The organism is Sodaliphilus sp. (assembly GCF_045598405.1).
GTDB classification, from domain to species: domain Bacteria; phylum Bacteroidota; class Bacteroidia; order Bacteroidales; family Muribaculaceae; genus Sodaliphilus; species Sodaliphilus limicaballi.
The window spans coordinates 1-13,535 of sequence record NZ_JAZLLZ010000130.1; the positions used below are offsets into that span (position 1 = coordinate 1).

A 13,535-nucleotide genomic window follows, 5' to 3' on the forward strand; every position below is an offset into this window, starting at 1 on the left:
AAAGATACAACATTCCGGCGACATTCCTGTGTACTACAATTTGATTTTCGGGAATGCCGCTATTGAAAACCAGCGATTTAGCCGCCAAACACCCCCGAAAATTCATTAAAAAAATTTTCAAGGGGTCAAAGTTGGGTTAAATATTCAATCAAAAAAACATTCCCATTGATTCTAAATCACTTGATTCTTGTGTAGAAGATAACCGTCTGCAAACCATCAAAGGGACGGTTCTTTTGATGGCGATTATATCTAATACACACTCAATCAATAGTGTAACATTTATAAAACCATCAAAGGGACGGTTCTTTTGATGGCGATTATATCTAACACACACTCAATCAATAGTGTAACATTTATAAAATGCGCTAAATATTGCATCTTTGAACATTCATATTGCTTTTTAGAGACAATTATTTTGGTTTTCATACTTGATTTAGTTAACTTTGCAGCATAAACTTAATTCTTTTTATTATGCCCCGATCAAGCAGACAAAATAGTCCAACTGGCATCTATCATGTGATGCTGCGCGGCATTGACCGCAACACCATATTTGCCGATGACCAGGATTGCCGCAAGTTTGTAAAGATTTTGCGCCAGCTCATCAACCCTAAGGACAAAGACAACAACCCATTGCCACCCTACTGCAACATCCACGCATACTGCTTGATGACCAACCATATTCATCTGCTCATCGCCGAGGGGACTGAGCCAATAGGACAAACAATGAAACGCATTGGCATCTCTTATGTGAGCTACTACAACAAGCGCCACAATCGCTTGGGACCCCTGTTTCACGACCGTTTTCGCAGCGAGCCAGTTGGCGACGCAGGATATTTCGTAACGTTACTCCGCTACATACACCGCAACCCTGTTGAGGCCGAGATGGTTGACTCCCCCGACCAGTACCAGTGGAGCAGTTGGCACGAATATTCGGGCAGCATAAAGGCCGACGGGGTGTGCGCCCGGAAATTACCGTTCTCGCGCATGACATGGAACAAAGTGTGTGAATTGGCCATGGCTGTCAGCAACATGCCAAGCCCCAAGCCGAGGATTGAGCGACGACGTCTCACCGATGCCGAGGCAACCGAAATCATAGCCCGCATCAGCAATGGCGAACCTGTTAAGGAGATGCAAGGCGAGCAACGCAAAAGCATCATTACAGCCATCATAAAAGCCGGAGTAGGGATGCGACAACTAGCAAGATTATCAAAAATCGACTATAAAACAATAGCCATAACTTGCAGATTAACAAACAACAAAGAAAAGGCACCATCAAAAGAACCGTCCCTTTGATGGCAGTCCCTTTGATGGCAGGGATCAAGAATAGACACCATCAACAGAACCGTCCCTTTGATGGCGACATGGCTGGTATAGCCGCCTACTGCTTTTTCCCGAAGAAACCAATGCTGGATTTAGAGCGAGTTGAGGATAAACAACTCACAATCTTCTGATTGTTTTCGTCGAATTCACGTTAATTAGTCACACGTAATAGATACAAGAAACATCTAATTAACGGACTATTGTATAACTGCGAGTATTAATGGCTCCGAAATACCCCCATCCGTTAACGACGTTGCAGTATAATCCAACAGGGGTTTGATAGCAATCGTCGGTGGAAATGCGGTAAATTTGCATTGTTTTCAAAAAGTAATACAAGTCGGGGCTGATAGATTGCAGTTCGATGATGGTGAATGTCTCGGGGTCTATTCGCTTGCGACTGTTCACTGTCAAGTGATAGTTTTTCCCGTCTATCAAATGGTCATCAAACACATTAGAGAAGAATGCACTCCATGAGCCGTATCCTTTCTTCAGGTCAATGTCATAAAATATTGGGTCGTTGGAGGAGAATACGTCACATGCGGTGTAAGAGTCGGCAGTTTGCGAGAACATACTCTTGAATTTCCCCACACTTCTCACCCTCAGTCTGTAATAATTCTCTATTGATACTGGATCCTCAAATTGGAATGAGATAGTCATTATCGAGTCTGCTCCATATTGGTCCCAATCGCGTCCTCTATTGGCTTCCTCTCGTTCTTGTGGAGTCGCTGCTTTATCATAGTAAACTTCATACTCGATGTCACTGAGTTCAGAAGCTGTTTCTGGGACAGTAGTCGTGCAATGGGCTTGCGGATAATCCCCTGCGCTGACGGTCAAAGAGAGCGTCTCGCCAGCATGTGGCACATAGTCACACTGGTAACAGAGGCTTTCCTCGTTGAAATAAAGTTTGCACTTTGCCACACCGTTTACGCTCAATTCTACAACCGCATCTCTAATCAACACGTTATTGTCGTAGAATTCCTTTGACTCTTTGGTATATACATCAAAACCACGGTCATAAAAATTGGGGACCTTATCTACAGGGACGGATTTAGACACATGCACTTCAAGGGGTTGCCCTGTCACGGCAACGGCACACACAGTGAGCATGTCGTTTTCTTTTTGGGGAAATTCTATGATTTGTTCACAACTGCTCAACGCGAGCATGAGGATTAATAGTGAGAAAATATACTTGCCCATATCATTAGAATTTATAGGTTAGTATTAATGACGGCATGAACGGGAACGGACAGATGCCTTTAAGCACTAAGTGGTTCTTGTCGTAGCCTACATAAACATTGCTGATGTTCTTGTGGTTGTAAACGTTATAAAGGCTTAGCCCTACCGAACAGTCACCAATCTTACTGCGATGGGTAAGTGTTGCGGTAATATCGAGGTGATGGACATCGGGGAGTTTGAAGTCGTTGCGTGTTTTATATGAGAACAGTTGCAACGGAGAAAGGTTGGGATTTCCCAGATAGGTTTCATATAGTTTTGCCTCGCTTTTTCCTGCAATTACATCCCAGTAAGAGAAATGACCGTCATTTACCTTGTAGTCGTAGTCTCGTATAGTATATCCAAAGAGGCAAGTGTAAGGGATTGTGCCACGTCGTCCTGTTTGGTAAGAAAATGATGCTGATAAATCCAGCATAAAAGAATGTGACAAGTCAATGTGGTGCGACACATTGATGCTAAAATTATTGCGTCGGTCATTACTTGCATAGAACTCCTTACCTGCATCAATCACGTCGCCCGGGCGATCAAATGTTCTCAAAGCCTTCGACCATGTGTAGCTTAACCATCCAGTAGTGTTGCCCACACGACGTTCAAGCATTAATTCCACACCATAAGAACGCCCCTTGCCGATGGCTACCATGGTTTCCCAATCGCCTTCACTCATCACTGCCGAAGATCCGTTGCGGTAGTCAAGCACATTGTTAATGGTCTTGTAGTAGCCTTCAACCGAAATTTCTAATCCCAAAGGTAAATTATAGTTGAATGCCAAGCCATACAAATCGCTGGTCATGAGAGGAACATCTTTGGTAATGGGAACCCAAATGTCGCTCGCCATAACCAGATTTCCGCTGATGAGACGGTGTATTGCCTGTGCCATGCGTGAATATGACAATTTTACAGAAAAACCATCAGTCACAAGGTACCGCATTGACAATCGAGGTTCCAGTGAAAAATAAGACTTTTCATCTACCTTAAATGCAGTGGCTCTAACACCGAGATTCAATTTGTACCGTTCTGTGAGACTAAAATCATCTTCGGCATAGACGGCAAAGCTATTTATCGGTTGTTCTTTGTTGGTTTGTGAATGAATGCTATCGTTCAGTATATTATATTCTGGCTCAGGCGAGGGGCCTGAGTGGTTGAGGGATCCCCTATAGGTTTTAGTGACCGAATGCTTGTTGATTATCATGCCCGGCGAGAGCGACTGATAAGACAACTTGGCACCGGTTCTGATATTGTGGCGTATAGTTGGTTTCCAATTAGCATCAATAGTAAGAGCCAAATCGCTGATGTCGTTTTTCTGGACGATGGATGATGATTCGGAGTAGAGATGATAGAGTCGGTACCAATCCCGGGTCTCTCGTTCTATTGTGCTTTCATAGTTTAGCCAATACTTATATTGACTGAAACTGAGATTTGTATTCACTCGAAAATGCGGGTTAAAATCAGCAGTCCAATATAGGCTGGAAACGAGGTTGTGCCAGTTGTTTGCCATGCCGCTGCTGCGTTTGGAATCCTGCTCATATTGGTTTTCACGGCGCACATAGACATCCTCTTTATTGGAGAAATGTGATGTACTCATCGTGGGAGAATTCAAGTCCTTGTCTTCTCCGAAATAAACAACTGCCGACAGCCTGTGAGCAGCATTGAACCTATGAACCACCTTTGCGCTCAAATCATAATAGTTCATGTTTTCATAAGGCTGTAATGACTCGGGGCGGTCATAGATAGACCTGAGTATGGGCATGGCAATGAGTCCAAAATAAGACATGCGCCCAGCAATATTGAACGAAGTGCGTCCTTTCCAAATGGGTCCTTCGGCTTGAAAACGTCCGGAAAGCATGCCCAAACTGAGCAGCCCATGGTATTTGTTGAAATCGCCCGATTTGATACCCACATCCAACACGCTTGATAAGCGAGAACCATACCGTGCAGGAAAGCCGCCACGATAGAAGTTAACACTTTGAACCACATCGGGATTAATGGCACTCACAAAGCCTTTCATGTGCTCGGCGTTATAAATAGCCGAGCCGTCAAGCGTAATATAGTTTTGGTCGTAGTCACCTCCTCGCACGAAAATTCCAGCCGTACCATCATTGCTTGATTGAACGCCAGGGAGTTTCTGCAAAGATTTCAACACATCAGGTTCGCCCATGAACACTGGTGTTGACATGATTTGTTTCTTGCTTAATTCTATGGCACTCATCTGCGACGATGTAACGCCAAAATTGTTGTGCGCTCCATAGACTACCACATCATCGAGGTGTATACCACCAATGCTTGAAGTGGTGTCGGGAGGAGCTGTAGTTGATTGGGCCGCCACTCCTGTAGCCATGGAGAGACAGCCACATAGCGTGACTGATAACCAAAGTTTTCTCATAGTATGGGCTATTCTGCAACAGGAACGAATACCATCCTAATGCTCGACTCCGTTTGTTTGAATCCTTCAGGAGTTGGGGATAGAGCAGAACCTGCAACCAACTTGCGATCAATTATCATTCGCTTCAGATCCTCGGTATAATCGAGCGCAACAACATTATAGAAGTTATTGAGGAATAGAGTGCTGCTGAGGGGTGGTTGATGAATAACAATTTCTTTGCCTGTCACGGTCATTTTGCTTACATAGTTGTTAAACGAAGTTGATGTCCCGTCTTTGTGAAGAACCTGTGGTATAAGTGCATAGATGTAAGCATATTTATCTCCTACATGTGTATTGTCATAAAGAAAAATATACTCACATTCCCAGTCGGTCAAAGAAAGAGCGGTTTGAAGGTCAGAAGCTGAAAAATAGATATTGGCATCCACGAGAACACCATTTGCATCAAACGCCTTTCCGTTGCCATCTTTAGGACGAGTGATTGCGGGGTCGTCTCCTCTAGTTCCTGGGTCCGGTTCGTCATTTCCACAACTTCCACAAATTAATGCTAATCCCGAAACGAGAAGCATAAATAATAATGATTTTTTCATGCAAAGTTCTAATTATTAATTACACAACTATTTGTTGATATGTATACTCACCAAGCAACAGCAGAATGCTCTATACAAGAATCTGATGTCGTATCTTCATTCTTTGTTGAAAGTTACTGTAGCTTTCCCCATAGACAGAATTGACAATATCGGTAAAGTCAAACAGATTCTCTTTTTACTTTTTCGGCAGATTTGGTCTCCAAAACAAAATCATCCGAACAAGAACCAAGTATAAATAACGTGCTGATGACTAAAAAAAGGTTTTGTTAATGAAAAATTAAATTTCATACTAAATGTATTTTAAGTTATTATGTTTATTACCATATAAGTAACGTTAGTTTTATGTCGCTAATTCTATGGATTTAATTTACATATTTTTGAGGAAATTAAATATTGGTTTTTGTACATTTTGTAATGTAAAAAAAATACAAAAAGAATCCGCCATGTTTTCTGATGACAAAATTAGTAAAATTTTCGTACTTCGCAATGATTGCTGCCAGAAATTTGATGAGTTCCTCAAAAAACTTCACTTGAGGCTCCAAATCCCGGCAAGCGCAAATATTACCGTGCCCCTAGGATGTGCGACTCGGAGGTCATGACTATTCTAATCCTGTTCCACAAATCGGGCTACAGGTGCTTGAAACATTATTATCTCAACCATATATGCACCGATGCCGAGATGCGCAAGCGTTTCCCATAAGACATGTCTTACAAACATATTGTTGAGCTACTTGAGGATAAACAACTCACAATCTTCTGATTATTTTCATCGTACTCACATTAAAATTAGCCTCGAAGATATATGAAAAAAATATTGTTTGTAAAATTAGTGTTGGAGACAAATTGAATAAATATAAGTTTAGCAAGTGAAAAACTGCACGGAGTACCCAGAGACGACTGGTAGATATCATCTTTACACACCATCAAAAGAACCGTCCCTTTGATGGCGGAGGGTTTAGAACGGTCAAAAAAGGCTGTTTTTGACTTTTTCAGTGGCCTCGAACCGTCCCTTTGATGGTGCCTTTGATGGCGCGTAGAAGATAACCGTCTGCACGACGCCGCGTGTGAATAAGTAGGCCACAAACGCTAGCCACAGGCGGTGGTTGCCCAGCGACGAGGGCATGGCAAAATAAAGCCCGAAGAACAACGCCACGGCAACCGCAACCGCAACAAGCATGCCACGCGAGCGCGTGAGCCCAATGAACACTCCGTCCCACACAAATGCCGCCATGCCTGCCAGTGGCAACGCGGCACACCACCAGCGGTAATCCATCGCTGCACTCACGACGCTAGTCTGGTCGGTGAGCAGCGAGAACAACCCGCGAGGAAAGGCATAAATCGCCGCAAACGACAGAGCCAGCACTGTGGCCCACAAGAACAGCCGACGCACGCAACGGTGCATGTTTTTCATGTCGCCAGCTCCATAATACTTGCCCACAAGCGCCTCGCCGGCAAACGCAATGCCGTCAAGAAAATAGGCAAAGAATGTGTTGAGTTGCTGCATGAGAGAGTTTACCGCAAGCATCAGGTCTCCGCTGCGTGCACCTATCGACACCACGGCAAGGTGCACCAGCGTGAGCAGCAGGCTGCGCACAAAGATGTCGCCGCTCACTGTGAAATAACGCCGCGATACTCTCACACGCACACTGCCACCCAGCAGCATGCGCACATGAGACGGGAATGAACGCCACAGCAGCAACACGCTGTAACACAAGGCCGCATACTCGCTCACGAGCGTACCCACGGCAATACCCATGAACCCCATGTCGAACACATAGACGCACACAAGGCTCACGACGGTATTTATCACATTGACAGCTATCGAGATTTTCATGGGGCCACGCGAGTCCTGCATACCCAGCATCCAGCCCTTCACGGCCATCATCATGAGTATGGGGGGTGCACCCCAAACGCACAGGTGGAAATATTGCTGCGAGAGCGCCGCCACCTCGCGCGAGGGAGCAATGACGGCCAGCAACAGCCACTGCAAGGGCCACTGCAATGCTATCACAACCACTCCCAGAGCAAGCGACACGGCAAGCGCCTCCTTGAGCACACGCACCGACCCGCTGTCGTCGCCACGTCCGCACTGCTGGGCAGTGAGACCCGACGTGGACATGCGCAAAAAACCGAAACTGAAATAGATAAGGTTGAATATCATCGCCCCCACCGCCACAGCGCCTATGAAGGACTCCGCCCCTAGGTGACCGGCAATGGCGGTATCGAGCAATCCAAGCAACGGAATGGTCACATTAGCGACAATCGCAGGAACAGCAATCCTATAAATCTCACGATTCATCTAGCATTCACTACAAATTCCTGAATATCCACCACCCCATCGTCATGATGCCTATCCCGACGATGATATAAGGCGAATTAAGAAACGAGTATAACCGGGGTTGCTTCTCGCGACGCAACTCGCCATACCCATAAAGGCACATCAGCGGAACACTCACCACCAGGAACGCATTATAATGAAAAGCAGCCTTCACGTCGCCATGAAGCAGCGCATGAAAAGCACGCTGAATGCCGCATCCCGGGCAATCATATCCTGTGACAGCCTTGAAAATGCACTGGGGGAAGAACTTTTCTACTGTGGGGTCAAAACTGAAATAGCATGCCACCATAAACACAATCACCGCCGCCAGGACGATGATTGTGATCACTTTCTTCTTTTTCATTACTGCATCATCAACTGAATCAGCATTGAGAACGGAGCCGAGACAATGTTCAGGACGATACTTGCTATACACCACCAGGCACCAGTCTCGCTAGCACGCTGGGCGCCTTCATAATCACCCATAGCATATTTCTTCTTGACCTTCAAAGCATAGTAGATAGCAACAGCACCCACAGGCGTGCAGCACATCAAAGTGGTGATAATGGCCCAAACCATATTGGTGGGAGGACACTTTTCTCCGGGCTGTTGTGGAATCTGGGGAACTTGCTGTTGTGCTACGTATTGCGGCTGCGGCGCGGCCTGCTCGTCGGCCTGCGACAGATCGGGGATAATGGCGGGAGCCGACTCTTCGGCAGGGATTGCCGGTGTCTCATCGGCAGCAGGCGCATTTTCCTCGGCGGGGGCAGCATTGCCAATCACGCCCTCCAACTCGGGCAAAGTTGATATCTTCACCCAGTCGTCAAGACCACTGCGCCACACATAGGCATCGGCACTCACGTCCATCTTCTCAAGCTCCTCGCGGGTAACAGGACCCGACTGAACTCCGTTTTGATTTATCCAGTACTGCATATCGTCTTTAATTTATTGAAAGGCAAAGGTAATAATTTTTTTTATATTATCCGCATCACATCGACTTTTTTACAGAGCAACCACACCAAAATTACTGCAAAATTACTGCAAAACCACTGTCATCATCGTGAGATTACCTCTTTGCAGAATAGTTGCCAAAGTGGTAGGAATATGTTAAATAATCTGCAAAACGACTGTTCGGAGGCTTTATTGTGCGTTATTTATGTATTTTTTTGTATCTTTGCCCACAAAGTCGGTTATCTACTGAAACAACACAATTTTTGAGAATGATATGAATACTCCAAGATACATAAACCCTCTTACGGACTTCGGTTTCAAGAAGATCTTTGGAAATGAGGATGTGATGATTGCATTCCTTAACGATCTGCTTGAGCCTAAATCACCTATCGCACATGTTTTATTTCTTGACAAGGACGAGTTGGGATTGACGAAGTATGAGCGTGGCGTTATCTATGACCTGCGCTGCACATGTGATGATGGCAGCGAGGTGATTGTCGAGATGCAGAATAAAGGTCAACTCAACTTTTCAGACCGTATCATCTATTATCTCTCGCGAAGCATTTCTTCTCAGGCCGAGAAAGGGAACACAGAATGGGATTATAAACTCACTCCTGTATATGGTGTGTTCTTCATTAATTTTCACCTTCAAGGATTCAAACCACAGTCTATTCGTACTATCCAGATGAAAGTGAATGAGACGGGTGAGATATTCAACGAAAATCTCAAAGCATTTACTCTTGAGTTACCCGGCTACCGCAAGATGCAAGAATCTGACTGTAAAACCTACATGGATTATTGGCTGTACAATTTGGCAAATATGGAAACTATGACTACACCAATGCCTTTCCAGGCACAACGCCCTATCTTCAGCAAGGTAGGCAATATCTCGGAGTTGGTCAACATGACCGAGCAAGAACGCGAAATCTACAACATCAGCCTTGACTCATATCGCACGAATCTCTCTGTGATGAGAAATGAACGCGCCGAAGGACGCGCCGAGGGACGCGCCGAAGGACTTGTTGAAGGACGTGCCGAGGGACTTGTTGAGGGACGTGAAGAAAAAGCATTTGAGATGGCACGCGCGATGCTTCAAGACGGAGAATCCATTGAGAAAATCATGCGTTACACCAAGCTCTCGAGGGAACAAATAGAAAATATGTAATTATCATTATGCCCCCTATCAATGCACAACGCCCTATCTTCAGCAAGGTAGGCAATATCTCGGAGTTGGTCAACATGACCGAGCAAGAACGCGAAATCTACAACATCAGCCTTGACTCATATCGCACGAATCTCTCTGTGATGAGAAATGAACGCGCTGAGGGACGCGCCGAGGGACGTGCCGAAGGACTTGCCGAGGGACGCGCCGAAGGACTTGTTGAAGGACGTGCTGTGGGACGCGCCGAGGGACGTGAAGAAAAAGCATTTGAGATGGCACGCGCGATGCTTCAAGACGGAGAATCCATTGAGAAAATCATGCGTTACACCAAGCTCTCGAGGGAACAGATAGAAGACTTGTAATCATTATGCCCCCTATCAACGCACGGCGTGGCCTCGCACGGTCAGGGCAATGCGCGGCTTGGGGGCTGTGGTGTGAAGCACCACTTCTTTCTCAAACTCACCGTCGGGGCGGCCTGTGGTGTCGTAGGTCACCTGAACCACGGCTGTGGCACCAGGCTGAATAGGGTCCTTGGGATAGACGGGAGTTGTGCACCCGCAGTTGGCAAGCACACCAAGGATTACCACGGCGCTATCGCTATTATTCACGCACTCAAACTGGCACATGATCTTGCCGGCGTGCATGCTTATCTCGCCAAAGTCGTGCATAGTCTTGCCAAACGTGAGCCTTGTTGAGTCGTTCTTCTCGCAAGCCCACGCAGCTATTGCACCCAGTGCAAGCACAAGCAATATCACAAAGCGTCGCATCATGATGCAAAGATACTACTATTATCACGCAAAACCAAACTTTTTCACACCAAGCAACGGAACAACCGAAAGAATTTGGCAATTCACAATAATGCCCTAAAAAACACGATAATACCGCACTAATTAGAAAAAATTTTTCTACACACCTATATATCAGCCATTTGCAACACAGGAAATGATGTCGTTTTTTCCTCCATTTACTTGCACCTAAAATTATTAAGGGTTAACTTTGCAACCAGAATTTACACGAAACCCCAATACGATTATGAGACACTTAAATTTCCTCACCGCACTATTCACTCTCCTGGCGATGCTGACAACCGCCAACGCGCTGGCAATCACCAGGGACGAGATGAGCGAGCAAGATCGCAAGAAAATGGACGCGGCAATCCACTTCATGGACAACGGCATGCCTAACGAAGCAATCGAACTACTCACAATGCTCGACAAGAAGTACCCCGGCAGCGAAACCATTATGTACGAGATTGTGTATGCCCACACGGTCGCAAAACAATATGACCAAGCCGAGGTGTGGACTAACCGCATGCTCAAACTGCCCAATGCCACCGCCGACACTTATGTAGCAGCCGGTAACACGCTTGACTACCTGGGGAAGCGTGACGAAGCCTTGAAAATCTACAACCAAGGACTCAAGAAATTCCCCGAGTCGGGACGCCTGCTGGTCGAGATGGGAAACATGGCGATGTCAGCACAAGATTACGACAAAGCCGTGGACTACTTTGAGCAGTCGGTAGCACTCAATCCTGTATATACACCGGCATATTATAGACTTGCCAACATATTCAGTAACACCTACGACCCTGTGTGGGCTATCATGTATGCCGAGAACTACATCGTGCTTGAGCGTGACAACGAGAACCGCATCAAGGAAATGAGCAAACTCATATATGACATTTACAGAGAAAACATCAAGAGCGATGGCGACTCTATGAAAGTTTCGCTCACCCACAACATCACAATGCCACGCAACGCAAGCTACGACTGCGATGTGCCTTACAACTGGCAATTTGAAAACTCGACAGTGCTCAATGCTATTCCCTATACAGGCAGCGAGATGAGTATAGACGATGTGATGCAACTGCGCTGCCGGGCAACGGAGCACATGGACACCACATGCCACGACTACTATGATGTGCCCGTATTCAAGTTACAGCGCGAAGCCCTTGCCACAGGCCACCTTGAAGGTTACAACATGTGGCTGCTGGCAATCGGAAACGAGACACCTATGTGGAGCAATGACTCATGCGATGCACGCATCAAAGCGTTTATTGACTGGTTCAACAATGAGAATAAGCTAAAAAACAAAGACTTGTGCGGCGTGCCACGCCTGCGCACCCATGTGGCAGCTCGTATAGATGTGCCCTCGGCCCAGGAATTAAGCGATGACAAAGGGTGCAAGAAACATCGTGGCAACATCAAGCAGATTGCCGACTGGCTCATCACCGCCCCCTACGACAGCGTGAGCGCACTGCGCACCAAGTTTAACCATGCACTCATCATGTGGACTATCAACACCAGCGATGTGTCGCTCACATTGAGCAGCGAGATGTCGATGTTGCAATATGCGTCACCCTTCATGGCTGCAATCGTCGACTATTGTATCGAGAACAAAGTCAAGGAGCTAGACCTCAAAGGATATATCACCGTGATGAAACGTGTGCTCAACTACGTGCGCGACAACCAGCATGCTATGGAGATTGACGACAAGACACGAGCGTTGTTTGACCTGAACGACGATGCTATCACCTCCACTTTCACCGCCGAGTGGGAGAAAATAAAGTCCTAACAGCAGAACAGCAACAAGCGAGCAAAAACCACGGTATAACCGAAAGAATTTGGCAATTTAAAGTTATGAAACATCTCCTTTATGCAATAATCTTGATGACGTGCCTTGCGGGTTGCAGCAACAAATTTGACGTGCAAACCGAGGTCCTTGAATTCAAAGGCCCTGCTGTGGGCAAAGCACTGGCTAATATCCTCGATAGCGCCAACCTTGAGGAGTTCAATGATGCCGACGCCTTTTACATCAAGTGCCTTGAAACCCCTGATACCGCGTGGGTCGAATCGGAAGATCCCAATAGGCCATACGATTTCGTGTGTAATCTCAAGCTAGAAACCTATCATGGCGAACACGGTATTCCCATGGATAGTGTATATGGAGCGTGCAAGTTGGGCGACAAGTGGTGCTATGCCACATCTCCTGCAACCGTTGACCGTCTATTTAACAAAACAGGACGCACCCAACAAAACACCCTATGGATTTCGAAAGAAGAGTGCCAATGCGCTGAAAACGAAATTGAACTTAACATTGACTCTGAGAACAAAATCACGTATAGGTTTTTTAAAATAGAAATTGTAGATGACGATATATGAAAATTTTTATCTATATATTCATAACCATGCTGTGCATGGGTTGCAGCAGCCGGGTGCAAAGCATCCGTGCCGACTATGACCACGCAGTGCAGAGACAAGCCACATTTGACAGCGACATTGTGAGACCCTCGTTTCCCGGAGGGGAGAATGCCCTTATAGAGTATATAGCAAAGAATTTTCATTATCCCCAAACGTGCGAGGTGTTTGGCGGCAAGGTCATCGTGCAGTTTACCGTCACCCGGACGGGCGATGTCACCGACATCAAGATAGTGCGGTCGGTTCACCCGGAAATTGACAAGGAAGTCGTGAGAGTGTGTAAGACCTTTTCCCGCTTCATCCCCGGCAGTTACCGCGGTGAGGTGCAAGACATGCCATATATATTACCCATCACCTTCAATCCGCAAAAATAAAGCTTTTGCCAGAC

Annotated in this window: 13 protein-coding genes; 6 read left to right on the forward strand and 7 right to left on the reverse strand. The window is 46.1% G+C overall.

Annotated elements, in window-relative coordinates; genetic code table 11:
* The first annotated feature begins 471 nt into the window (after nucleotides 1–471).
* On the forward strand, nucleotides 472–1,293 hold the full coding sequence (locus ACKI3C_RS09065; RefSeq protein WP_407404233.1) for a transposase: 822 nt from the start codon (nucleotides 472–474) through the stop codon (nucleotides 1,291–1,293).
* Nucleotides 1,294–1,509: 216 nt separating this feature from the next.
* On the opposite strand, the gene ACKI3C_RS09070 is transcribed toward ACKI3C_RS09065, so the two are convergent.
* From ACKI3C_RS09070 to ACKI3C_RS09095, 6 genes are all read right to left on the reverse strand, one after another.
* On the reverse strand, nucleotides 1,510–2,517 hold the full coding sequence (locus ACKI3C_RS09070) for a DUF4249 domain-containing protein (protein WP_407404235.1): 1,008 nt from the start codon (nucleotides 2,515–2,517) through the stop codon (nucleotides 1,510–1,512).
* 4 nt (nucleotides 2,518–2,521) lie between these two features.
* The gene (locus ACKI3C_RS09075) at nucleotides 2,522–4,933 is read right to left on the reverse strand and encodes a TonB-dependent receptor plug domain-containing protein (RefSeq protein WP_407404237.1); all 2,412 of its coding nucleotides are present in this window, start codon (nucleotides 4,931–4,933) and stop codon (nucleotides 2,522–2,524) included.
* Nucleotides 4,934–4,941: 8 nt separating this feature from the next.
* A complete protein-coding gene (locus ACKI3C_RS09080) occupies nucleotides 4,942–5,520 on the reverse strand; it encodes a hypothetical protein (RefSeq protein WP_407404239.1) in 579 nt (192 codons plus the stop codon).
* A 964-nt stretch (nucleotides 5,521–6,484) separates the two neighbouring features.
* The gene (locus ACKI3C_RS09085) at nucleotides 6,485–7,819 is read right to left on the reverse strand and encodes an MATE family efflux transporter (RefSeq protein WP_407404241.1); all 1,335 of its coding nucleotides are present in this window, start codon (nucleotides 7,817–7,819) and stop codon (nucleotides 6,485–6,487) included.
* A 10-nt stretch (nucleotides 7,820–7,829) separates the two neighbouring features.
* Entirely contained in the window at nucleotides 7,830–8,201 is a 372-nt protein-coding gene (locus tag ACKI3C_RS09090; protein ID WP_407404243.1) for a DUF2752 domain-containing protein, read from the reverse strand.
* Nucleotides 8,201–8,770, reverse strand: coding sequence for a CD225/dispanin family protein (locus ACKI3C_RS09095; protein WP_407404245.1), 570 nt, complete (start codon nucleotides 8,768–8,770; stop codon nucleotides 8,201–8,203). The genes ACKI3C_RS09090 and ACKI3C_RS09095 overlap by 1 nt, the downstream gene beginning before the upstream one ends.
* A gap of 292 nt (nucleotides 8,771–9,062) precedes the next feature.
* Here ACKI3C_RS09095 and ACKI3C_RS09100 point away from each other — a divergent pair, with 292 nt between their 5' ends.
* On the forward strand, nucleotides 9,063–9,953 hold the full coding sequence (locus ACKI3C_RS09100) for an Rpn family recombination-promoting nuclease/putative transposase (protein ID WP_407404247.1): 891 nt from the start codon (nucleotides 9,063–9,065) through the stop codon (nucleotides 9,951–9,953).
* 8 nt (nucleotides 9,954–9,961) lie between these two features.
* Complete coding sequence (locus tag ACKI3C_RS09105; protein ID WP_407404249.1) at nucleotides 9,962–10,312, forward strand: hypothetical protein; 351 nt, start codon at nucleotides 9,962–9,964, stop codon at nucleotides 10,310–10,312.
* Between the two features lie 15 nt (nucleotides 10,313–10,327).
* Here the strand turns inward: ACKI3C_RS09105 and ACKI3C_RS09110 are convergent, their stop codons facing one another.
* Nucleotides 10,328–10,720 (reverse strand): DUF1573 domain-containing protein, encoded by a 393-nt coding sequence (locus ACKI3C_RS09110; protein WP_407404251.1) that lies wholly within the window; start codon nucleotides 10,718–10,720, stop codon nucleotides 10,328–10,330.
* 262 nt (nucleotides 10,721–10,982) lie between these two features.
* Here ACKI3C_RS09110 and ACKI3C_RS09115 point away from each other — a divergent pair, with 262 nt between their 5' ends.
* From ACKI3C_RS09115 to ACKI3C_RS09125, 3 genes are all read left to right on the forward strand, one after another.
* Nucleotides 10,983–12,524, forward strand: coding sequence for a tetratricopeptide repeat protein (locus tag ACKI3C_RS09115; RefSeq protein WP_407404253.1), 1,542 nt, complete (start codon nucleotides 10,983–10,985; stop codon nucleotides 12,522–12,524).
* Nucleotides 12,525–12,589: 65 nt separating this feature from the next.
* On the forward strand, nucleotides 12,590–13,111 hold the full coding sequence (locus ACKI3C_RS09120) for a hypothetical protein (protein WP_407404255.1): 522 nt from the start codon (nucleotides 12,590–12,592) through the stop codon (nucleotides 13,109–13,111).
* Nucleotides 13,108–13,521, forward strand: coding sequence for an energy transducer TonB (locus ACKI3C_RS09125; RefSeq protein ID WP_407404257.1), 414 nt, complete (start codon nucleotides 13,108–13,110; stop codon nucleotides 13,519–13,521). Before ACKI3C_RS09120 ends, ACKI3C_RS09125 begins: the two co-directional genes overlap by 4 nt.
* Nucleotides 13,522–13,535: the final 14 nt, after the last annotated feature.